At 54.6% G+C, this 21,431-nt stretch carries 21 protein-coding genes; 10 read left to right on the top strand and 11 right to left on the bottom strand.

Going from position 1 to position 21,431, the window contains the following annotated elements; genetic code table 11:
• Window positions 1–75: 75 nt before the first annotated feature.
• The 6 genes from A7P97_RS08460 to A7P97_RS10800 all read right to left on the bottom strand — a co-directional run bounded on the left by A7P97_RS08460 (window position 76) and on the right by A7P97_RS10800 (window position 6,858).
• A complete protein-coding gene (locus tag A7P97_RS08460; RefSeq protein ID WP_067530120.1) occupies window positions 76–1,200 on the bottom strand; it encodes an ABC transporter ATP-binding protein in 1,125 nt (374 codons plus the stop codon).
• 580 nt (window positions 1,201–1,780) lie between these two features.
• Window positions 1,781–2,350 carry an OmpA family protein gene (locus A7P97_RS08455; RefSeq protein WP_067530119.1) on the bottom strand — a complete coding sequence of 190 codons (570 nt, stop codon included), beginning with the start codon at window positions 2,348–2,350 and terminating at the stop codon, window positions 1,781–1,783.
• Window positions 2,351–2,427: 77 nt separating this feature from the next.
• Window positions 2,428–4,737, bottom strand: coding sequence for an autotransporter outer membrane beta-barrel domain-containing protein (locus A7P97_RS10815; protein WP_231865697.1), 2,310 nt, complete (start codon window positions 4,735–4,737; stop codon window positions 2,428–2,430).
• Window positions 4,727–5,806 (bottom strand): hypothetical protein, encoded by a 1,080-nt coding sequence (locus A7P97_RS10810; protein WP_231865696.1) that lies wholly within the window; start codon window positions 5,804–5,806, stop codon window positions 4,727–4,729. The genes A7P97_RS10815 and A7P97_RS10810 overlap by 11 nt, the downstream gene beginning before the upstream one ends.
• A gap of 146 nt (window positions 5,807–5,952) precedes the next feature.
• On the bottom strand, window positions 5,953–6,306 hold the full coding sequence (locus tag A7P97_RS10805) for a hypothetical protein (RefSeq protein ID WP_231865695.1): 354 nt from the start codon (window positions 6,304–6,306) through the stop codon (window positions 5,953–5,955).
• 129 nt (window positions 6,307–6,435) lie between these two features.
• Window positions 6,436–6,858, bottom strand: coding sequence for an ESPR domain-containing protein (locus tag A7P97_RS10800; protein ID WP_231865694.1), 423 nt, complete (start codon window positions 6,856–6,858; stop codon window positions 6,436–6,438).
• A gap of 338 nt (window positions 6,859–7,196) precedes the next feature.
• Between A7P97_RS10800 and coaBC the strand changes: the two genes are divergently transcribed.
• On the top strand, window positions 7,197–8,384 hold the full coding sequence (gene coaBC, locus A7P97_RS08445; RefSeq protein WP_067530118.1) for a bifunctional phosphopantothenoylcysteine decarboxylase/phosphopantothenate--cysteine ligase CoaBC: 1,188 nt from the start codon (window positions 7,197–7,199) through the stop codon (window positions 8,382–8,384).
• A 281-nt stretch (window positions 8,385–8,665) separates the two neighbouring features.
• Here the strand turns inward: coaBC and rpsO are convergent, their stop codons facing one another.
• The 3 genes from rpsO to A7P97_RS08430 all read right to left on the bottom strand — a co-directional run bounded on the left by rpsO (window position 8,666) and on the right by A7P97_RS08430 (window position 11,140).
• The gene (gene rpsO / locus A7P97_RS08440) at window positions 8,666–8,935 is read right to left on the bottom strand and encodes a 30S ribosomal protein S15 (RefSeq protein WP_003823508.1); all 270 of its coding nucleotides are present in this window, start codon (window positions 8,933–8,935) and stop codon (window positions 8,666–8,668) included.
• A 250-nt stretch (window positions 8,936–9,185) separates the two neighbouring features.
• On the bottom strand, window positions 9,186–9,962 hold the full coding sequence (locus tag A7P97_RS08435) for an RNA methyltransferase (protein WP_067530117.1): 777 nt from the start codon (window positions 9,960–9,962) through the stop codon (window positions 9,186–9,188).
• Between the two features lie 137 nt (window positions 9,963–10,099).
• Window positions 10,100–11,140, bottom strand: a complete 1,041-nt coding sequence (locus tag A7P97_RS08430) for a PTS transporter subunit IIC (RefSeq protein WP_067530116.1) — start codon at window positions 11,138–11,140, stop codon at window positions 10,100–10,102.
• Window positions 11,141–11,208: 68 nt separating this feature from the next.
• Here A7P97_RS08430 and A7P97_RS10910 point away from each other — a divergent pair, with 68 nt between their 5' ends.
• The 4 genes from A7P97_RS10910 to tpx all read left to right on the top strand — a co-directional run bounded on the left by A7P97_RS10910 (window position 11,209) and on the right by tpx (window position 13,288).
• A complete protein-coding gene (locus A7P97_RS10910) occupies window positions 11,209–11,340 on the top strand; it encodes a hypothetical protein (protein ID WP_255361157.1) in 132 nt (43 codons plus the stop codon).
• Window positions 11,341–11,361: 21 nt separating this feature from the next.
• On the top strand, window positions 11,362–11,874 hold the full coding sequence (locus A7P97_RS08425; RefSeq protein ID WP_231865693.1) for a hypothetical protein: 513 nt from the start codon (window positions 11,362–11,364) through the stop codon (window positions 11,872–11,874).
• A gap of 136 nt (window positions 11,875–12,010) precedes the next feature.
• Complete coding sequence (locus A7P97_RS08420) at window positions 12,011–12,523, top strand: protein disulfide oxidoreductase (RefSeq protein WP_067442020.1); 513 nt, start codon at window positions 12,011–12,013, stop codon at window positions 12,521–12,523.
• Window positions 12,524–12,793: 270 nt separating this feature from the next.
• A complete protein-coding gene (gene tpx, locus A7P97_RS08415; RefSeq protein WP_067530115.1) occupies window positions 12,794–13,288 on the top strand; it encodes a thiol peroxidase in 495 nt (164 codons plus the stop codon).
• 179 nt (window positions 13,289–13,467) lie between these two features.
• Here the strand turns inward: tpx and A7P97_RS08410 are convergent, their stop codons facing one another.
• On the bottom strand, window positions 13,468–14,088 hold the full coding sequence (locus A7P97_RS08410) for an L-threonylcarbamoyladenylate synthase (RefSeq protein ID WP_067530114.1): 621 nt from the start codon (window positions 14,086–14,088) through the stop codon (window positions 13,468–13,470).
• A gap of 255 nt (window positions 14,089–14,343) precedes the next feature.
• Here A7P97_RS08410 and A7P97_RS08405 point away from each other — a divergent pair, with 255 nt between their 5' ends.
• From A7P97_RS08405 to A7P97_RS08385, 5 genes are all read left to right on the top strand, one after another.
• Window positions 14,344–14,988, top strand: coding sequence for a hypothetical protein (locus A7P97_RS08405; RefSeq protein WP_067530113.1), 645 nt, complete (start codon window positions 14,344–14,346; stop codon window positions 14,986–14,988).
• Between the two features lie 267 nt (window positions 14,989–15,255).
• Window positions 15,256–16,170 carry a TIGR01777 family oxidoreductase gene (locus tag A7P97_RS08400; RefSeq protein ID WP_067530112.1) on the top strand — a complete coding sequence of 305 codons (915 nt, stop codon included), beginning with the start codon at window positions 15,256–15,258 and terminating at the stop codon, window positions 16,168–16,170.
• Between the two features lie 84 nt (window positions 16,171–16,254).
• Window positions 16,255–17,289 carry a phosphoribosylformylglycinamidine cyclo-ligase gene (gene purM, locus A7P97_RS08395; protein WP_067530111.1) on the top strand — a complete coding sequence of 345 codons (1,035 nt, stop codon included), beginning with the start codon at window positions 16,255–16,257 and terminating at the stop codon, window positions 17,287–17,289.
• Between the two features lie 98 nt (window positions 17,290–17,387).
• A complete protein-coding gene (locus A7P97_RS08390; protein ID WP_067530110.1) occupies window positions 17,388–18,389 on the top strand; it encodes a hypothetical protein in 1,002 nt (333 codons plus the stop codon).
• Window positions 18,390–18,443: 54 nt separating this feature from the next.
• The gene (locus A7P97_RS08385) at window positions 18,444–19,745 is read left to right on the top strand and encodes an adenylosuccinate synthase (RefSeq protein ID WP_067530109.1); all 1,302 of its coding nucleotides are present in this window, start codon (window positions 18,444–18,446) and stop codon (window positions 19,743–19,745) included.
• 324 nt (window positions 19,746–20,069) lie between these two features.
• Here A7P97_RS08385 and A7P97_RS08380 read toward each other — a convergent pair whose 3' ends face one another.
• Window positions 20,070–21,101: a porin gene (locus A7P97_RS08380; protein WP_067530108.1), complete on the bottom strand. Its 1,032-nt coding sequence runs from the start codon at window positions 21,099–21,101 to the stop codon at window positions 20,070–20,072.
• Between the last annotated feature and the right edge of the window lie 330 nt (window positions 21,102–21,431).

The raw sequence follows: 21,431 nt of genomic DNA, 5'->3' as shown, positions 1-21,431 counted from the left end.
GAAACTCGATCCGCTTTGCAGAAACTTCGCTTCGCTAAGCTTTAACTGCGTTGAAGCTTCGCTTTCAGGTAGCCTTTAGCGGGTGAGTGGCACGGGCTGGTTGGCCGGCCAGCTCAGATACACGGTTTCGTCCCAAGTGGGCGGCTCTAGGTTGGCCAAATACCAATAAGACGACAGCACCTGGCTTTTCACCATGCGCCCGCTGGGCAGCTGCACATGATAAATGGCGAAGCTGCCCAAATAGGCGATTTCCTTCACCGTGCCGATGGTCCAGTTGTGTTCGCCCGCATTGGCCGGCTTTTCCTTGTGCATATTGATGTCTTCCGGGCGGATGCTGACCCACATGGTCTGCTCCTCCGGCCCGGCCACGCTGTGGTCGATGAGGATGTTCTGCGCCAGCTCGGGGCAGTCGATTTCGGCGTGGTCGGCCTCGTCGGCCACCAGGTGGCCTTCAAAAATATTGGTTTCGCCGATGAATTCGGCGGTGAAGCGGCTGTTGGGGAAGTCGTACACCTCGCGCGGCGTGCCCACCTGCTGCAGCTGGCCTTCCGACATGATGGCGATGCGCGCGGCCATGGTCATGGCTTCTTCTTGGTCGTGCGTTACCATGATGCAGGTTACGCCCACCTTCTCCAACGTATCCACCAATTCCAGCTGGGTTTGCTGGCGCAGGTTTTTATCCAGCGCACCCAAAGGCTCATCCAGCAGCAAAAGTTTGGGCTGTTTGGCCAGCGCGCGGGCCAGCGCGATACGTTGCTGCTGCCCGCCGGAAAGCTGGTGCGGCTTGCGTTTGGCGTATTTGCTCATCTGCACCAGGCGCAGCATTTCCTCCACCCGTTCGGCAATCTGGTCTTTGGGCATTTTGTCCTGCTTCAGGCCGAAAGCGATGTTCTGCTCCACCGTCATGTGCGGAAACAGGGCGTAGCTTTGGAACATCATGTTAATCGGCCTGTCGTAGGGCGGCAGGCGGGTGATGTCTTGCCCGTCCAAAATAATCTTGCCCTGATCCGGCGTTTCCATACCCGCCAGCATACGCAGCAGCGTGGATTTGCCCGAGCCGGAGCTGCCCAACAGGGCGAAGATTTCGTGTCGGTCGATATCCAAATCGATGTGGTCCACCGCATAATTCTCGCCGTAGGTTTTCACCACGTCTTTGATTTGCAGATAGGGCTTTTGGGGAGGAATGTATTTTTCAGACATGGGCACAGGGCTCCGCAGCAGTTGCAAACCGGCTTCCGCACGGGAAGCCGCAGGTGGCAGTTTGTGTATGCTTGTTCAAAATGGCAACGAGGCAAAATGGTGGCATTGAAGCGGCAAGGCGATTCGCCCTCGTATCGTTTTTATTTCAAGCGATAAATCACAGACTGCAAAGCGTAATTGTAGGATAGAGCACCGGCAGGGGCAATGAAAAAAACCGAATGCGCCCGCTTTTGGCCGATTCGGCAGGGAAAGTGTTGTCGCCTGAGAGCATACCGGTGCTGTAAAAGGCTACCTGAAAGCTGCCCGGCCAAGCCGGCAAGCCATTATTCCATTTTTCAGGTAGCCTCAATTCATGCCCAAGATTTCAAACGATTCAATATAGTGAATTAAAATAAGAATGCTACAGCGTTGGCTCGCCTTGCCGTATTGCTCATACTGTCTGCGGCTCGCCGCCTTGTCCCATTCTTATTTTAATCCACTATACTTTGGTTTAACCATAGAAAAAGGCTACCTGAAAGTTCAGCTTGGCGGCAATTCCGCTCTGCTGTTTTTCAGGTAGCCTTGATTCCAACCGGCTAGACTACTCTTGCGCTGCTGTGCCGGAAATATCCACGGTAACGCGGCGGTCGGGCTGCAGGCAGGCTTTCAGAGCAGCAGTGGCACGGGTGCCGGTACAAGCCGTGGTAACCGGCTGGCTTTCACCGGCACTGGCCACGCTGATGGGGGCTTGCACGTCTTTGCCCTGCAGATAGTCTTTTACTGTTTGGGCACGCCGCAGGCCGAGGTTGTAGTTGTATTGCTCGCTGCCGAGGCGGTCGGTGTGGCCGGTGAGGGTAATGCTGTCGATATGAGCTTGACGGCTAACGAGGTTTTCGGCCAAGCGGTCGAGGGTGGCTTTGCCTTCGGGCAACATATCGGCAGCATCCGATTGGTTGAAGCGGAACAGGGCGTCAGCCGAGAGGTTGATGCGGAACAGGGCGTCAGCCGAGAGGTTGATGCGCTCACTTTTAACTATCGGGTCTTCCACAACGGGTTGCTCAACGGGCGCTTCTTCGGCACACCAGCGGTGGTGTACGTCGCGGGCGGCGGCTTGGCTGCTCAAACCGGCGGTCAAAGCGGTGAGAAGGAGGGTTTTTGTAATCTGATTCATTGTATTCAATCCTTGTTGGGGCTACCTGAAAACGGTTTGCTCAAACTTTTTCAGGTAGCCTTTGCTGCATCAAACGCTTATTTCCAGGTGTATTTGAAGCCTACGCTGCCACGGTAACCATGGCGGCTGGTGCTGCCGAAGTTGTGCTGATAGCAGGCATCGCCATACACATAGGCGTTACGGGATACGGGCAGCTGGGCGCCGAGGCCAACTTCACCCCAGGTGGCGTTGCGTTTCTCGCGCACATTGTCTTCACCGATATCTACGCCGTGCGGCTGGATAAAGTCGTGCCATACGTTGGCCACGGCATAGAAGGTGTTGGTGCGCAGGCTGCGGCTGGGGCCGTTGTAGGCCAAGCGGGCACCAAGGCGGCCGCGCAAGCTGTGCTGCTTGTCTTGGCTAACTTGGCGGATACCGTCGTTGAAATCTTTGAGGCCAACGTATTGGTATACCAGTTGTGCCTGCGGCTCAATCAGCCAGCCACCTTGGTTGTCGGCATGGCTGCCTAAGGCAAACGGACGGCCGACTTCGGCGGAGATGGCAGCACCCCAGCCGTTTTGTTTCACGCTGGCGCTGTCGCGATCTTGGTATTTGTTACGCAACCAGCTCAGCTGGCCAACCAAGTCGAAGTAGCTGCCGTTGGCGGCATAATAGGTGTTGCTCAAGCCGAGGCTAACTGCATCGGTGGTGCCTTTGCCGCTGTAGTGGTCAGGGCTGATGCTGCCGTTTACAGCACGATAACGGTCGAAGAAATCGGTACTGGTTCGGGTATAGGCCAGGTAGCCGCTGGTGAGACGGTGGCCGCCTTTATCGTTGCGGCGAACAGCGAAGTCGTGACCGATCTGGAAACCGCCCATTTTGGTTTCAAAATTGAAGCGTTCTTTGCCATCGCTATCGAGGCGGCTGCCAAGGAGGCGGGTCCAAGTTTGGCCTTTGGCTTGCTCGCCGCAACGGGCGCAATCATCCAAAGCAAGGGTTTGGTTCTCGCCACGGCGCTCGTGCAGGGTGCCGATAGTGTGGTGGCCAATTTCTTGGTTCACTTGCGGCATCAACACATAGCCGGCCACGGCAGGGGCGTAAATGTAGGTCGACGGACCGGCGTTGGGGTCGGCAAACAGCGTCCAGGTATACACGTTTTTACCGCCAGCAGTGCTCTTCAATACAAGCTGAGCTTGGCCGGCATTGGTGGTATTAGCCGTACCGGTAAAGATGGCATTGCCGTCAGGCTGGCCTTCTTGCTGATTAGGGGCATTGGCACTCGGGGTTTCTACAGTAACCACGTCAGACGAGAATTGCTGGGCGTTGGTTTTGCTGATGTTACCGATGATGCCGTTCGGCGTGCTAACCACGGTAGTACCGCTAGCGGTGCCTTTGATGATCAGGTGATCAGAATCTTTGTCGGCATCGCTGTTCCACAGGTTGTTCACCACCAATTTACCGTTATTGCCGGTGTAGTCGCCGTTTACGGTGATAGTTTTGTAATTACCAACAGCAGCTGCAACCGGTGTGGCAAAGGCTACGGTGCCTGAGTTATCCAAGCTGGTTACGGTGGAATTTCCAGTATTGTTCCAGGTGGTGCCGTTAGCCAGCTCCACGGAAGAAGTTCCTGCCGCCAGCGACATCACACCATTCAGCACTGCACCGTTTGTGGTAACGAGCGAGTTGGTGCCGGTAACTGAATTAAATACGTTGGTGGTGCCGGTTACCGTGCCGCCATTAACATTGATGGTGTTGTTGCCACCATTGGCTCGCAAAGCATCACCATTGGCTTTCACCGTTGCGTTGTTCAGGTTGGCTGTACCGTTATCCAGTGTTTGTACAGCAACGCTGTTGGCGCCATTTAGATTGAAGCTACCTGAATATTCCACTGTGCTGCTGTTTTGCGCGGTATATCCGGTTACACCGGCTGCGTTAGTGATGGTGTTCAGTTCGGAAACCAATTTGGTGGTGTTATTACTGGCGCTACCTGCAATCAGCTGGTTATCCAAACCGTAGCTTCTGCCATCTGCTTTACCGATGGTGGCACCAGTGGCGCTGTCAGCAATGGTTGCTGTGCCCTTCAGATTGCCGGTTGCACCGCCGGATACCAGCGCAACAGTTGCGCCGTTTCCGGTGAGGTTGAACGTGCCGTTGTTTACTGTGATGCTGGACACTTTGTTGGCGCCAGTATCTTTGCCGTTGCTGGTTAAAATTACTGCATCTTTTCCGGAAGCGGTTACATTCAGGCTTGCTGCATTAATAGTGCCGCCCGCCTCCGCACGGAATAGGGTGGAGTTTTCGGTGATAATGTTGGTATTGTTGGATAAAGCCGCTATATTGGCTGTGGCTGAACCGCCGTGAATATAGTAGGCAATTTGGTTTTTTGCGTTGTTGGAATCATCGAACACTGTTGATCATGTTCGAATTTACGTCCATCGCTGAGTTGCCACGTGTATGGGCACCGATTACGTTATCACCTTTCAACGTCAGCGTACCATCTACCACCACATCAGCCTTACCTGTGCCTCGTCCTTCAGCATAAATGCCGTAGTTACGGGTAGCAGTGTTGGCGCTGGTTTCTTCCACAATAATTTTGCTGCTGGCAGTATTGGTAATCTTGGCCGTATACCCAGCTTCGGCCACGATGTTCTCGCCCACAGCATTGGTGCCGCTCACATTAATTGTGCCGGCATTAGTGATTTGTGCAGTCCCGGAGTTTTGCGCTTGAACGCCGATATTCTGCTTCGGCTGACCGCCTGCTACCGTGGCATTACCATTACTCACTCTAACAGCGGTTGCACCTTGGGTTTCCTTACCGATGGTAATAGTGCCATCGTGATTTACGGTAGCATTGTTGCCTCTCACCAAGATACCAACCTGATCGGAGGTGTTGCCGATTAGGGTCGTGGGCGTATTTTTGCTATATTGCGCAGTACGGCCGATGAAAATTTCGCTGCCGGCTTCGCCCGTGAACGTACCATTGTCCTCCATACGTACGCCATGCACAGGATTATTCGGCGTGTGATTCACCGCAACGTTAATAACACCGCCTGCTTGGTTTACAGCTGTGGCATTATTGTTTACCCGAATACCGTAGTTATTGAAATTCAGATCGGGATAAGTAAAACTGGTAACGTTGATGATACCGTCGTTTTTGAAAACGCCATTATTAGTAGCATTAACTGTTATGGCTTCAACATAATTATCGTTTTTATTGACCTGACCAGCTTTACTGGTATCGAAATTGTCGGAAGCATAATAACCACTGGAAATCACACCGTGGTTTTCGCCGACACTGCCCGAACCACACACAACTAAGCTACTGAAGACGCCAGACAAATTAGCACCTTCTTCAATAACAGCCTTACCGCCTTCTTCAGCCAGCATACCGCCACCGGTACCTTGTCCGGTACGATGGTCGATTTGACCGCCATTCTTCAATGTAGCAGTTGAGCCGCTGCCAGTAGCAGCCAACACCAAATTTCCTTGTAGGCAGCAACGAATCCGGAGTGGGCGTGATTGGATTAGGTTGTTCAAGCTTATAATTTTGGGTTTTGGCAGCCTCATTGAATCAGCGGTCATAAGCCGCCTGTTGAGTTTCGCCGGCTTTGGCAAAACCAGGTTTACCGATAGCAGGTTTCAAAACATTGTTGTTGTAATTGATCAGATCTTGCACTGTGTCGAGCCGATAGGTGCTGCCGTCCATAAAAGGTAACAGTTTTCGGCTGGAACAAAGCCTGGGTAATAGATAATTTATCGGACACAACTACATTTTGCTCAAACCGGATGCGGTTTTTAGATGTCCATTCCGCCGAAGCACCATTTTCAGCCTGCACCATGCGCGTATCTTTTGCAGCGATAGGCGTAGCCGTACGGTTGGTGGCAACGGTATTATCTACTATAGCAGCATTGGGATCACCCAAAGAGGCAATGATTTTGCTGCCACTGCCGGTGGCGGTACCGATGCGTATATCCACATAAACATCATTCCCTGTCGCCACGATGCTATCGATGTCCAATGCGGATAGAAAGCCAATATTATTGTATACGTTAACAGTTTGATTACTGCCGCTGATTGGGTCGGTAACAGTACGTGTTTCGCCTTTTTAATTGGGGTTCACACGCTGCAAATCACTCAACTGCTGGAGAATAGCTGGATCGGTAAACAAATTGCGCAGCTTGCCGGCTCGGAACGAGCTGCTTGCCGATGTAATTTTGTTGATATCTGAGGTGGTTACAGTAACGGTATCACCATTATTAGCCAAAGCCTGACCAACCTTACGGTCATTAACGGTTGCGCTGAATGTGCCCATATCACAGCTACCGCCATTGGCTACAGTACTACCGTCGCCGCAGGTAGAAGCCGCTGCGGGCAAAGCAGATACGCCAAGACCAATCACTGCAGCAGAAGCCAGCAGCTTGGCGGCAGAATTACTGGAAGATTTTTTCCGACTAGCACGCTCCAGCTCTGAGCACACCACCCAGCTGCCGCGCTCTTCAGAGTACACAATATTATAAATTTTATTCATTAAATTAATTCATTAAAGTGCAAATACGTTGATACATTTGAACAGGCTTCAAATGCTCACATACCGTTCCGCAAAATAAAAGCAGCGGATTCTAACATATGCAAACAAGGGAGCTAACGAAAACTCATCACCAACAACAGCAATTGATGGATAAAAGGTACAAAATAGCAATACAACACATCTCATTGGACTGCTTACTCTAAATGGATACTGTTTCTCTGTTATCAATGTGCAACAACTAGTTTCAGGTAGCATTTCCCTATCCGAAGGCTACCTGAAACACCCTGCCCATCCCTGTGTTACCATAGCGCCCATCTTTTCACATCACGCCATACACCATGCCCACCAAACACATCCTGCTCGGCATCAGCGGCGGCATTGCCGCCTACAAATCCTGCGAACTCGTACGCCTGCTCAGAAAACAGGGGTATACCGTGAGCGTGGCCATGAGCCGCGCCGCTGCCGGTTTCGTTTCTCCGCAAACCTTCCAAGCCCTAAGCGGGTACACTGTGTGGACGGACGATACTGCCGATTCCGCCGACGGCATGGCACACATTCACCTAAGCCGCGAGGCCGACGTATTCCTCATCGCTCCCGCCAGCGCCAATACCCTAGCCAAAATTGCCCACGGCATGGCCGATAATCTGCTCCCCACCCTAGCCGCCGCCCGCGCCTGCCCGCTGGCTGTTGCCCCCGCCATGAACGTGGAAATGTGGCGCAACCCGGCCAACCTGCGCAACATCGCCCAACTGCAGGCCGACGGCATTACCGTGTTCGGCCCCGCCAGCGGCAGCCAGGCCTGCGGCGAAACCGGCGAAGGCCGCATGCTCGAAGCCGCCGAATTGGCCGAACTGCTGCCCGATTTATGGACACCCAAGCTGCTCGCTGGCAAACGCGTGTTGCTCACGGCTGGCGCCACCTTTGAAGCCATCGACCCCGTGCGCGGCATCACCAACCTGTCCAGCGGCCGCATGGGTGTGGCACTGGCACAAGCCTGCCGTGCCGCCGGGGCAGAAGTGGTGCTGGTGGCCGGGCAGCTTCAGGTAGCCCCGCCCGCCGGGGTAGCCGTGCTCCATGCCCACAGCGCGCGTGAAATGCACGAAGCTGTGATGCGGGAAGTGCGTAGCTGCGACGTATTCATCAGCGTGGCCGCTGTGGCCGACTACCATGTGGCCAACCGCAGCGCCGAAAAGCTGAAAAAAGACGGCAGCGGCACACCGCCCGTTATTGAGCTAGCAGAAAACCCCGACATCCTCACCACCGTGGCTCGGCTGCCCAACGCGCCCTTTTGCGTGGGTTTTGCCGCTGAAAGCCACAACGTGCTCGAACACGCCCGCGCCAAACGGCTGCGCAAAGGCGTGCCGTTGATCGTGGCCAACCACGCTGTCAGTGCCATGGGCAGCGGCAACAACCAAGTAACGCTCATCAGCGGTTCGGCCGAAACCGCGCTGCCGGAAATGGGCAAACGCGATACCGCCGATGCCATCGTGGCCGAAATCGCCCGCCTGCTGGAAAAGGCTACCTGAAACCTGCCCTATGGCTGCAGCGCGTTTTTCATACCAAGCAGAGCAGCAAGAAGAACCAACGCAACAGCCCAAAAGCAGGGCTTGAACGATACTATTTCCAGGTAGCCTTACACCCAACAGGCTACCTGAAAATGAGGTTTCCGCAGGAGGACGAGTTTCTGCGAAGCGGACCGAGGTTTTGGCAAAGTCAAAGCTGAGTTGCTATCAAGTTAAAGAGCAGCTAAAACAAAAAAACCGTGCCGCCGGAAAGCTCCGGCGGCACGGTTTTTATTGGGCAAAGATTACTTACGCAGGTTCAGGCGAGTAATCACATCGCGGTAGGTATCCACATCAGTGTTGCGCAGATAGGCCAACAGGCGGCGGCGGGCGCTCACCATTTTCAGCAGGCCGCGGCGGCTGTGGAAATCTTTCGGGTTGGCTTTGAAGTGCGGAGCCAGATCGTTGATGCGGAAAGTTAAGAGAGCGATTTGTACTTCAGAAGAGCCGGTATCGCCTTCTTTGCGCTGGAAGTCTTTGATGATTTGCGCTTTTTGTTCTACGGTTAATGCCATAATAAAACTCCAAAAATATAGCCTTGCGGCCGGACAAGCTGGCCGAGCCGGGAAGACCCACGCCAACTCCTAAATGCCTGCTAAAACAGGCAGGCGCGAATTATGGCACAAAACCGCTGCCAAAAACAGCCGCATAGGCAAAATCGCACTAAAGATGATGCCGCTGTGCAACCAAAAGGCTACCTGAAAACTCAGCTTTCTTTGGAAGCCTCGTTTTCAGGTAGCCTTTTAGCCGAAAACCGAACTTCCGCTACAACCGCTGCCGCATCTGCTCAAACAAGCAAACGGTGGCCGCCATCGCCACGTTCAGCGATTCGGTTTGCGCCGCCATCGGAATATGCACGAGGCGGCTGGCCGCGGCCAGCATGGTTTCGCTCACGCCCGTGCCTTCGTTGCCGAACAGCCAGGCAGCGGGTGCGCGCAAATCGCAATCATACAGGCTCACGCTGTTGCGGCGCAGCGCGGTGGCCAGCAGCGGCACACAGCATCGCTCCCGCCACATGGCCAAATCCGGCTCAACAAACAAGCGCAGCACAAAATGCGCCCCCATGCCCGCACGCAGCACCTTGGGCGACCACGCATCGGCGCAATAAGCGGAAAGTACCACCTGCCCCACGCCCGCTGCTGCCGCGCTGCGCAGAATCGTGCCGATATTGCCCGGATCTTGAATACGCTCCAGCACCACGCAATCGGCTTCGGCATCAAACGGCGCGGTGGGCGGCAGCGCAATCAGCGCGGTGATTTCTTCGGCATCGGTGAGGCTGGTGATTTTCTGCAAGGCCGCGCCCGCCGTCTGCACCACCCGTTCGGGTGGCAGCTGCGTGAGCAGCCGTGCAGTTTCCGGCTGCTGCGTTTTGCTTGCAGGCACATAAACTTGCAACACCTGCCCGCCCGCCTGCAAATAGGCGGAGAGCAAATGTGCCCCTTCCAGCACAGCCTGCCCGCTCTCGCGGCGAGCACGGGCGCTGCGCAGCAGTTTGGCCAGATGTTTGAGCGCGGGGTTTTGGGCGGATTCGATGGTGTTCATGGCGGCGGATTATATAGCAGGGCAAGGTAATTTTGCTTGTTCAGGTAGCCTTTCGGCACACAAACCAAAGGCTACCTGAAAGCGCAACTTCAACGAAATTGAAACTGCTTGCCCATTTTTCAGGTAGCCTCTTTTCATTACACATCAATCTTGTAATCTTCCGGCGCAATCCATTTGAGCTTATTCACAAACAGCCAGTCCGCTGCAAACGCCCCGGCCACAGGCACAAGCACAAACACCAGCAGCGACACCGCCAGCTGCTCCGCGCCCCAGCCGGCGAGTTTCAAATGGTTCACCGGGCCGATGAGGCCGCTGATACCGAAGCCGGCGCTAAATTCCGTGCCTTGGATTTGAAACAGCGAAGCCAGCACCCCGGCTAGCGCGGCATTGAGCATAATCGGCAGCAAAAGCTTGGGTTTGGCCACGATATTGGGCATGGACAGCTTGGGCGAGCCCACAAAATGCGCCGCGCAAGTGCCCAACGGGTTCACCCGCCGCCCGGCCACGGCCAGCGAAAACGCACAGGCGCAAATGCCCAAATTGGCCGCGCCCGAGCCCACGCCGGCCAAGTGAATCGCCGTGGCGATACCCACGGAAGACACCGGCGAAACAATCAGGCAGGCAAACGCGATGGCAATCAGCACCGCCATCAGCGTTTGCTCCAGCGTGAGCAGGTGGGCAATCCATGAGCCCAACAGCTGCGAAAAGGCGATGAAATACGGAAACGCCAGCCGCCCCAGCGTGCCCGCCACAAACAAGCTCACCACAGGCACCACCAAAATCGCATAGCCGCGCACCTTGCCGCGCAGCAGCACAATCAGCCCGGCGGCAATGCCAGCAGTGAACACCATGGTGAAAATATCGCCCGTGCCCTTGAGCTGGATGATGCCGTCGGCAAAACGCACCGCACCGCCGGCAGCCATGGTAGCCATCCCCACCGAAATCGATTCAATTGGTGTGAATTTAAACATATAGCCGATGGACACACCTACGGCGATACCGACCATGGCGTTGGTGGCACCAATCATCTGCGTGAGCATGCCTAGCGGCTCGCAATACGGCGTGAGCGCCTTAAACAGCTCGCCCAACAGCGCACCCGGCACCAGAGCTACCACAATGCCCAAGGCCGAGCCGTTGAGCAGGTGCATCATAAAGGATTTGGGGGTGAGTTTTTCCATGATTTCACTCCTTTGGAGAAAGATTTATGTATGGAGAAATATAACGCTGCCGATAAAAGAGCGCAAATTTGCGTGGCTTGGGCGCGGAAACGGAAAAGCTACCTGAAACCGGCCAACCCCACACCGAATACATCATGACCAAACTCAGCCTCTGGCATACCCCGAGCAAGTCCGCGACATCCTGCTCGCCCTGCCCGTAACCAAGCACAACCGCGTCCTGTATGAACTTGTTTGGCGATTTGACCACAATAACCCGCAAGGCATACCGGAAACTAACTAAAGCCCTGCCTGCGCCCCTGTGCCTGCTCTGGCACAACCCGCGCTTTCAGGGGCTGGAAAACATCAAATGCTGGCTGGAGGAAGTGCCCAACTTAGATGATGACAACGGCTCATGGCTTGCCCGGCAACCCGAAATCGAAGCCCTGCTTGATGTGCTCCACCCTGAAGCCTGCCGCGTGTATGGCGAGCATGGCGGCATGTGGCAAAGCGCGGAAACGTTTGCCTTCTTTGTTGCCCAAATATTTGCCCGCAATACCGAAGCTTCGCGCGGTATGGCAGGGACTGCCTCTACTGAAGTGAAGCCCTCTGCCGCCAACGTTCCAACTGGGCTGAATGGCTCAAAAACGAAATCCGCAAGCTGCAAGAAAAATAAGGCTCAACATAGGCTGCCAAAAAATTTTAGCTTCATAGAAACTCGTGCTGCTCGTTTTAATTTCATTGAAGCTGCGCTTTAGCTTCACAGAAACTTTGCTTCGCATCGTTTTTCAGGTAGCCTTTATTATTGGGGGATTGGGGCTGCCTGAAAGCGCAGCTTCAATGAAGTTAAAAACCAATCCTTCCACACACCATTCAAACCAAACCATGCTGCCCATCCGCCAACGCCTTTTCTCCTTTCTGCGCCAAGCCGCCACGATGGCTGCCGCCTTTATCGTTATCAGCCTGCTGCTTGACTGGTATCGCGCCCCTGTCGTGCCGCCCCAGACTGCCGTACTGCCGCTGCACACCCTGCAAGGGAGGCAAACCACCTTGTCCGAACTGGGCGGCCGCCGCACTACCGTGCTGTATTTCTGGGGTTCGTGGTGCGGTATTTGCCGGCACACCTCTCCGGCGGTGGATAAACTCGCGCGCAACGGCGTGCCCGTGGTGGGTGTGGCCTTGCAGTCGGGCGGCGATGAAGAAGTGAGGAGCTACCTGAAAACGCACGGCTGGCAATTCGATACAGTAAATGATGCAGACGGCGTCTGGGCGCGGCAATGGCAGGTGCAGGTAACGCCCACCATCGTGCTGGTGAAAAACGGCCGTGTGCGCCACAGCACCACTGGGTTGTCCAGCTATTGGGGCCTGCGGGCGAGGATTGCTTTGTTGGATGTGCTGGATGGGTGAGACTACCTGAAAAGTTGGATAGTGAGCCGGTTGAATGGCCGATATGGTGTTGGGTTGCTTGGCCGGATTCTTGTTATTGCCTGCGGCTCGCTGCCTTGTATCGATTACAATTCAGTCCGCTATCGCTCCGCAGAAACCCTGCTGCGTGTCGTTTTAACTTCGTTAAAGCCGCGCTTTCAGATAGCCATTGCTTGGCAATCCGTAGAAAAACCTCTATCCTTGCCGCCGCGTAACAGCAATCTTCATCAACATCAAGAAAAGGATAGCAAAATGGCAAACATCACCCTCCGCGGCACGCCCGCCAACACCGTAGGCAACTTGCCCGCCGTTGGCACCGCCGCTCCCGCCTTCACCATCACCGCCGCCGATTTGTCCGATAAAACCTTGGCCGACTTCGCCGGCAAGCGCAAAGTGCTCAACATTTTCCCCAGCATCGACACCGGCGTGTGCGCCCAATCCGTGCGTACCTTCAACCAACGCGCCGCCGCGCTGCAAAACGCCGTGGTGCTGTGCGTTTCCGCCGACCTGCCCTTCGCCCTTTCCCGCTTCTGCGGCGCGGAAGGCATTGAAAACGTGGTAACGCTCTCCAGCTTCCGCAGCGGCTTCGGCGCCGACTACGGCATCACCCTGGCCGACACCCCGCTGCGCGGCCTCACCGCCCGTGCCGTGGTGGTGCTGGATGAAAACAATAAAGTGCTGCACGCCGAACTCGTGCCCGAAATCGGCCAAGAGCCCAACTACGATGCTGCTTTGGCAGTGCTGTAACCCGGCGCCAAGCCAAAGCCAAACCGCCTGCATCCATTGTGTGCAGGCGGTTTGGCTTTGGGTGGTAGGGCAGGGAGGGGCTACCTACCTGAAATACTCCGCAGCGGGATTTTTACGAAGGGTTTCAGGTAGCCTTTGTTGTGTGTCGGTTGCAACAGCTGTTTCGGTTCACTCGCTGATCACAACCCAAACACCGTGGTATCGCCAGCACCTTGACGGATAAGCTCGGTGCCGTTGGTCATATCGATTACCGTGGTCGGCTCGGTGCCACACCAGCCACCGTCGATGATTAAATCCACGGCGTGTTCGAGCAGGTTGCGGATTTCGTAGGGGTCGGTTTGCGGCTCGGTTTCTTCGGGCAGCATCAGGGTGCAGGAGAGCATGGGTTCGCCCAGCTCGGCCAAAAGGGCGAGGGCGATTTGGTTGTCGGGCACGCGCAGGCCGATGGTTTTGCGTTTGGGGTGCAGCGTGCGGTTGGGCACTTCTTTGGTGGCGGGCAGGATAAAGGTGTAGGCGCCGGGGGTGGCGGCCTTGAGCTGGCGGAATTGGCTGTTGTCCACTTTGGCATAAGTGCCCAGCTCGCTCAAATCGGCGCACATGAGGGTGAGGTGGTGTTTCAAATCGATTTTGCGGATGGCCAGGATGCGCTCCATGGCTTCTTTGTTGCCCATTTGGCAGCCGAGCGCGTAGCAGGAGTCGGTGGGATACACGATCACGCCGCCCTGGCGCACGATTTCGGCGGCTTGTTTCACCAGCCGCTCTTGGGGATTTTCGGGGTGGATGGCGAAGAATTGTGCCATGGCTCTCTCCTGCTGGAAAAAATGAATATTTTAAGCCTTTATGCCGTGCCTTGTCCTGAATTAAATTGAATTCACGCCGCTTAAAGCCTGTTGCGTTTTTCAGGTAGCCTGTTTACCTGTTTAAACCTAAGCCAACAGCCCGTGTGCCTGCTGCTTGATATAATGCTGTATCTATTCATAACACAGCGGATTAATTCGCCATAGTAAGCCAATGCCGTATGGGAAATTAAACGCTTTAGCAATACATACCACATCATGTTTGAAAAATTAGCCCATATTGTTCTGCCCAGCTTTTTGCTGCTGGCTTTCGGCATCAGTGCCGCCACCGAAACCCCCGCTGCCCGCAGCGAAACCGCTCCGGCTGAAATTTCCTATCTCTGCCAGCTGGCCGATGGGCGTAGTGTGCGCACCTCCTTGCCGCAAGGCCGTTGCCGCCCCGTGACTAAGTCTTTGGTGGAGGAAGAGGCTGATTTGCCCAAGCAGGCTGCCGCTGTGTCTCCCCCCGTGGTTGCTGCCTCCGCATCCGCTAGCCAACCTGCCGATAAAGCCAATGGTGGCAGCAGCGAATTGCCCGCCATATGGCAAGAAGCCGTGGCTGCCGCCAGCGATGTGGAAATCAGCAAATCCGTGCCCATGCGCGTTACCCTGCGCCACCAGCCCGAGCGTCGCGCCCCCGTGCACCCTGCTCCGGTGATTGCTGCCGCCAAACCGCTCACACCCAAGGAAATCATCGCCCGCGACATCCGCCGTGAAGAACGTGCCTTGGCGCAGGTGGAACGCGAGCTGGCCACTGCCCGCCGCAACAACCAGTCTGATCGTGCCGGCAACCTGCAACTGCAAATTGCCGACCGCCGCTCCGGCTTGCAGTCGCTGCGCCAAGAGCTGCGCCGGCATCAGTAGGCTACTGTTGTAAGCATGATTAAAGGCTACCTGAAAGGTTTCAGGTAGCCTTTTGATATTTTGAGTGCTTGCAGATTTGTTCTTTTGCAAGGAATAGGATGGTATTTCAGGTGGTCTGCGCCGCTGAGGCTACCTGAAACAAGCCCGAATATCCTCGCATCAATAAACTTGCACACCTGTTTGGAACATGGCAGGCTACCTGAAAATTCTTCATGAAAGAGAAGTCATGTTTCAGGTAGCCTTTTCTTTTGCCGGCCGGAGGTGCGCATGAGCCGGCAAACTATCGTGATTATCGGCGGCAGCGGCTTTATCGGCCGCCATCTGGCTGCGGCGTATCAGGCCGACGGCCATCGTGTGATCATCGTTAGCCGCCATCCGGCCAGCGCGCGTGAGGCGGATAAGCGTTTTGAATACATCGCCGCGCTGCACCACCTCTACAACAGTATCCGCCCCGATTTGCTGATTAACCTGGCCGGGGCGTCGGTGGGCGAAGGCCGCTGGACGGCGCAGCGCAAGCAGGAGCTGTTGCAAAGCCGCTTGCAGCCGGTGCAGGCTGTGGCCGACTGGCTGCGCCACCACCCGCAGCCGCCGCGCCTCATCATTCAGGCTTCCGCCGTGGGCTATTATGGCAACGGCAGCGCGGAGGGCTGGCCGCCGTGTGCGGGAAACGCACCACCGCAAAATGTTTTCCCTTCGCAGCTGTGCCGGCAATGGGAAGCGGCAATACAGCGCGTACAGCAGGAGAGCGGCGTGCCGGTGGCCGTATGCCGCTTTGGCGTGGTGCTGGGCAGGGATGGCGGCATTTTGCCGCAGCTGCTCAAACCGGTGCGCTACTGCGCGGGCCGGCTCGGCAGCGGCGAGCAGCCCCTGCCGTGGGTGCATATGGATGATGCCGTGGCCGCCATCCGTTTGCTGGCTACGCAAACACACAGCGGCTTTCAGGCCTACAACATTACTGCCCCCAAGCGCACCACCCAGCTCGACTTTGCCCGCGCTGCTGCCCAACGGCTGCGCCGACCGCTGTTGTTTTCCGTTCCCGAGCAAGTGTTGCGCCTGATGCTGGGCGAGCAGGCCGATTTGGTGCTAGACGGCCAATTTGCCCCACCAAAAGCCCTGTTGCAGCAAGGATTTGAATTTGCCTTCCCCATCATTGAGCGTGCGCTCGACAACCTGCTGGATTAGGCCGCCCAATTCAATCCTTAGCCATTGCTTAAAATCAGGTAAAATAACGTTTTCCTGTTTTAAATTTTTCCCCGAAAGAATGCCATGACCCAATCCCTCAGCTACCGCGACGCCGGTGTCGATATCGATGCGGGCGACCAACTGGTCGAAAACATCAAACCCTTTGCCAAGCGCACCCTGCGCCCCGAAGTGTTGGGCGGCTTGGGCGGCTTCGGCGCGCTGGTGGAAATCGGCAAAAAGTATCAAAACCCCGTGCTGGTGAGCGGCACCGACGGCGTAGGCACCAAGCTGAAACTGGCGTTTGAATGGGATATCCACCACACCGTGGGCATCGACCTGGTTGCCATGAGCGTGAACGACATCCTCGTGCAAGGCGCAGAGCCGCTGTTTTTCCTCGACTATTTCGCCTGCGGCAAGCTCGATGTGGCGCGCGCCACCGATGTGATTAAAGGCATCGCCGAGGGCTGCGAACAATCCGGCTGCGCCCTGATTGGCGGCGAAACGGCCGAAATGCCCGGCATGTATCCCGAAGGCGAATACGATTTGGCCGGCTTCGCCGTGGGCGTGGTGGAAAAAAGCAAAGTCATCAACGGCCGCAGCATCCGGCCCGGCGATGTGGTGCTCGGCCTCGCCTCCAACGGCGCGCACTCCAACGGCTATTCGCTCATCCGCAAAATCATCGAGCGCAGCAATCCCGATTTGGATGCCGAGTTCGACGGCGGCCAAACCCTACGCCAAGCCGTTATCGCGCCCACCCGCCTGTATGTGAAACCGATTTTGGCGGCGCTGGAAAAATTTGAAATCAAAGGCATGGCGCACATTACCGGTGGCGGCATTACCGAAAATATCCCGCGCGTGCTGCCTGAAAACTGCGTGGCGCAAATCGATGCCCAATCCTGGCCGCTGCCCAAACTGTTCCAATGGCTGCAACAGGCCGGCAACGTGGAGCAGCAGGAAATGTACCGCACCTTCAACTGCGGCATCGGCATGGCCGTTATCGTGCCTGCCGAGCAGGCTGAGGCAGCGCAAGCCTTCCTCGCCGAACAAGGCGAAACCGCGTACCGCCTGGGCACAATCCGCGAACGCGCGGGAAGCGAGCATCAAACGCAGGTGGCATAAATAGTTTCAGGTAGCCTAATTATTGGTATGGGGAGGCTACCTGAAAAATCTAATTGCTTCTTATTTATTAAGATTAATAAGATTAGAAAGGGGAGGTAATGGGCGTCTATCGCTGCAACCATTGTAAACAACTAGGGGAACATTCTGTACAAGAAGGTGCCGTATGCCAAAAATGTGGGCAGCCAGTTACCGTTTACGATACCGTGTATTTCATCAGCCAGCTGATTAACCGCTACGCTGCTGTTATGCGTGAACTAAATGCGTTGAAAGAGCAGGAAAGCGAACAGGTTTCTAATTTAGCAAATGAGGCCACACAATCAAGTGATACCAATCCACTATACGGCATTAAATTGTCGAATACTGAAGTTCTAAGTACTACACAGCAGCATTTCGGATTGGCGCAATGGTTTGCTGACAAACAAATTACCCCAAACTTCGACTATTCCGCCGTGGACATGAGCGGCTATTACGATGAAGCTGCCGAACGTATTGGGCAGTATTACAACGTATTCAAAGACATTATCGGCAGAATTACTTGGTCATACCGCAATAGCCACAGCGGGCTGAATTTGGATTTGAAAAAATACTCGCAAAAAGACGCCCAACAAATTAACACCCTCTGCCGCGAGTTTTATAGCAACACCCTATTTTCACGCTATTCTTATCAAAAACAAGATAAACTCATCCACTTGAAGCTACAAAGTGCCGTACCTGTCCGCCAATTTTTTAGTGGCGAATGGCTGGAATGGTACGCACTCGGGCAGATATTGAAAGAAGCCAAGCAACGGGGGAAAACTTATTCGTTCTCTTGCGCCAGAAGCTTGGAAATCCGTTTCGCCAATGAAGACCTGCATGAACTGGATGTCGTCTTTCTGCCTACTGGCAAACAGCCTTTGGTAATCGAATGCAAAACTGGTGAGTACCGTCGCGATTTGGATAAATACCTTACCCTACGCAAACGGCTGAATATTCCCGCCGAAAACTTTATCTTACTGGTTACCGATATAGACGAAGCGCAGGCCAAAGCTTTCAGCAGCATGTATGAATTAACATTCCTTACCCTGCCCATGCTACCTGAACACATTAAGGTTCTAATGTAGGCAGAAGTTACAAAAAACCATTTCTACCAATTAACCAACAAAGGCAACAATATCATGGCAAAAAATATCGTAGTAATCGGCGCACAATGGGGTGACGAAGGCAAGGGCAAAATCGTAGACTGGCTGGCCGAAGAATGTGCTGGCGTAGTGCGCTTCCAAGGCGGCCACAATGCCGGGCATACGCTGGTGGTGAACGGCAAAAAAACCGTGCTGCGCCTGATTCCCAGCGGCATCCTGCATGAAAACCTGCATTGCTATATCGGCTCAGGCGTGGTGGTTTCCCCCGAAGCCCTGCTCGGCGAGATCGACGAGCTCACTGCTGCCGGCGTGAAAAACGTGGCCGGCCGGCTGCACATCGCCCCCACCTGCCCGATGATTCTGCCCTACCACATTGCGCTCGATCATGCCCGCGAAGCCTCCAAAGGCGCCGGCAAAATCGGCACCACCGGCCGCGGCATCGGCCCGGCTTATGAAGACAAAGTATCCCGCCGCGCCATCCGTTTGGGCGATTTGGCCGATACCAAACTGTTGGCCGACAAACTGTGTGCCAATCTCGAAGTGTACAACGTGCAGCTGCAACACCTGCATGGCGCAGAGCCCGTGCAGTTTGATGACGTGATGGCCAAAATCAAAGCCTTCAAAGAACGCATCTTGCCTATGCTCGCCGACGTGTCGCGCAGCCTGCATGACATCATCCAGCGCGGTGAACGCCTGCTGTTTGAAGGTGCGCAAGGCACGCTGTTGGATATTGACTACGGCACTTATCCCTTTGTTACGTCGTCCAATTGTTTGGCAGGCGCGGCCTCGGCCGGTGCGGGAGTACCGCCGCAGGCTTTGGATTATGTACTCGGCATCGTGAAAGCCTATACCACCCGCGTCGGCTCCGGCCCCTTCCCCACCGAACTGTTTGACGACACCGGTAAAGGCCTGGCCGAACGCGGCAACGAATTTGGCTCGGTAACCGGCCGTGCCCGCCGTTGCGGTTGGTTCGATGCTGCCGCCCTCAAACGCGCCATCCAAATCAACGGTATCAGCGGTCTGTGCATTACAAAACTTGATGTGATGGACGGCATCCCCGAAATCAAAATCTGCACCGGCTATACCCTTTCCGACGGCAGTACCACTGATATCCTGCCCTTCGGCAGTGATACCGTAGTCGGCTGCACGCCCATCTACGAAACCTTACCCGGCTGGACAGAATCCACCTTCGGCGTACAAAGCTTCGATCAGTTGCCAGAAAACGCCAAAGGCTACCTGAAACGCATTGAAGAAGTGTGCGGAGCACCCATCGCCATCGTCTCCACTGGCCCAGATCGCGTGGAGACCATCGTGCTGCAGCATCCGTTTACCAATTAAACCACTGGGCTGGATGAGAAAAGGCTACCTGAAGGGGTTCAGGTAGCCTCCTTCATGTACAAGGTGAGTGCGGAGCAACTTTGTGAGCCATATTGCGAGAGAAATATTGCAAGGGAAAGCTCGGCACACTCCATGCACATAGTTTGCTATACTAAATCGAAAGTTACCTGAGAATACAGATTTGCTTGGTTTAGCTTCGTTGAAGCGTTACTTTCAGGTAACCCTATTTTCCTTTGTTCCAAACAATCAAGAAGAGTATAGGCAAAGAAAAGGCTTGCCGAAGCAAGCCTTTTTGTTGGGTTACTAGACTAGGTTAGCCACAAATTAGAATTTGTGTACCACGCCAGTGCCTACGCCCCAGTTGTTTACGTTTTTATCGTTAGTATTGGCTTTTTCACGCAACCAACCTACAGATACCAAGCCAGTGGTGCGGCGAGAGAACGCGTAGTCAGCACCAACGATGGCTTGCAGGTAGCGGCCACCATCGGTCTGAACATTATCACTCTTGGCACGACCGTAAGCTACAGTTGCTTTCGGAGTAATGGCACCGAAAGTGTAAGCAGCAGAGAGTTGAGCCTCTGTGGTTTTGCCGTTGTTTTCGGTGTTAGTAGCAACATCAGCATCTGCAAAGAAGTTAGAGTTCACATTCTTAGCGTATTGGAAACCACCAGCAACATACAGGTTGTTAGCATCATAACCTACAGACAGGTTGTGGGCGTGGCTGTCTTTCCGACCGGCGGCAGCACTGGTAGATTTGCGAGCGTATTCAGTTGCGTAACGTGCGAAGAAGCCGCTGTTTTTGTAACCTAAGCCCAAACCGAATACCGGCTTGCCGTCATTAGTGCGGCCGCCGTGTACGTTAGCACCAGGAGCCATCTGGAATGAGAAGTCAAAACCACCAAAGTCAGGAGACTGATAGTTCAAGCTGGTACGTCGAGTACCGAAACGGGTATAGCGATCCAAGCCTAAGAGGTAGCTGCCATATTCCCAGTTGTCTTGGGCAACTACAGCATTTCTCAGCGGAGTGCTTACACGACCAACTTTAACAGTACCGAAACCACCTTCCAAACCAACGAAGCTGTCGCGGTTGTTTACAAAGCTGCCACCGGCCAAGCTGGTGTTAGCTTCAACTTGCCAAATAGCTTTCAGGTTGCCACCTAGGTCTTCAGAACCTTTGAAGCCGATGTAGCTACCGTAGTCAACCACACCCCAAGCGTTTCTTACGCTCTTCGGCTGGGCAGAGGTGCCTTCACGAACAAATTCAACACCGGCACGGATGTTACCGTACAGAATCACTTCCGCAGAAGCGGCAACCGGCAAGGAAACCAATGCTAATGCAATCAGGGTTTTTTTCATGCTGCATTCCTTTATCTATGTCTAAACTAAAAATACACACTTAAAAAAGAAACTTCGTCTTCCTTTATTTAAGCTCTTACGCAATCGCCGCATTAGCGATTTCATAACTGCAATATAATTGTTCGGCGGCAAAAAAACAAATCCAATCGCGGGCAAAACAGCAGATGCGGGCGAAGTTGTATGCTTTATGCAACAATGTAGCGCTGTGTTGAGGGGCGGGTTTTGTGTTGTTTCAGGGCTGTGCTTTCTGGCAGCATCTGGTTGCGCGGCGAGGATTGCCCTGGTACGCGATACGGCCTATTATCGTATAAATTATATTGTTCCAGCTGC

It is taken from the genome of Eikenella sp. NML070372, from assembly GCF_001648415.1.
Taxonomy (GTDB): domain Bacteria; phylum Pseudomonadota; class Gammaproteobacteria; order Burkholderiales; family Neisseriaceae; genus Eikenella; species Eikenella exigua.
This window is presented reverse-complemented; position numbering and strand designations above follow the sequence as displayed.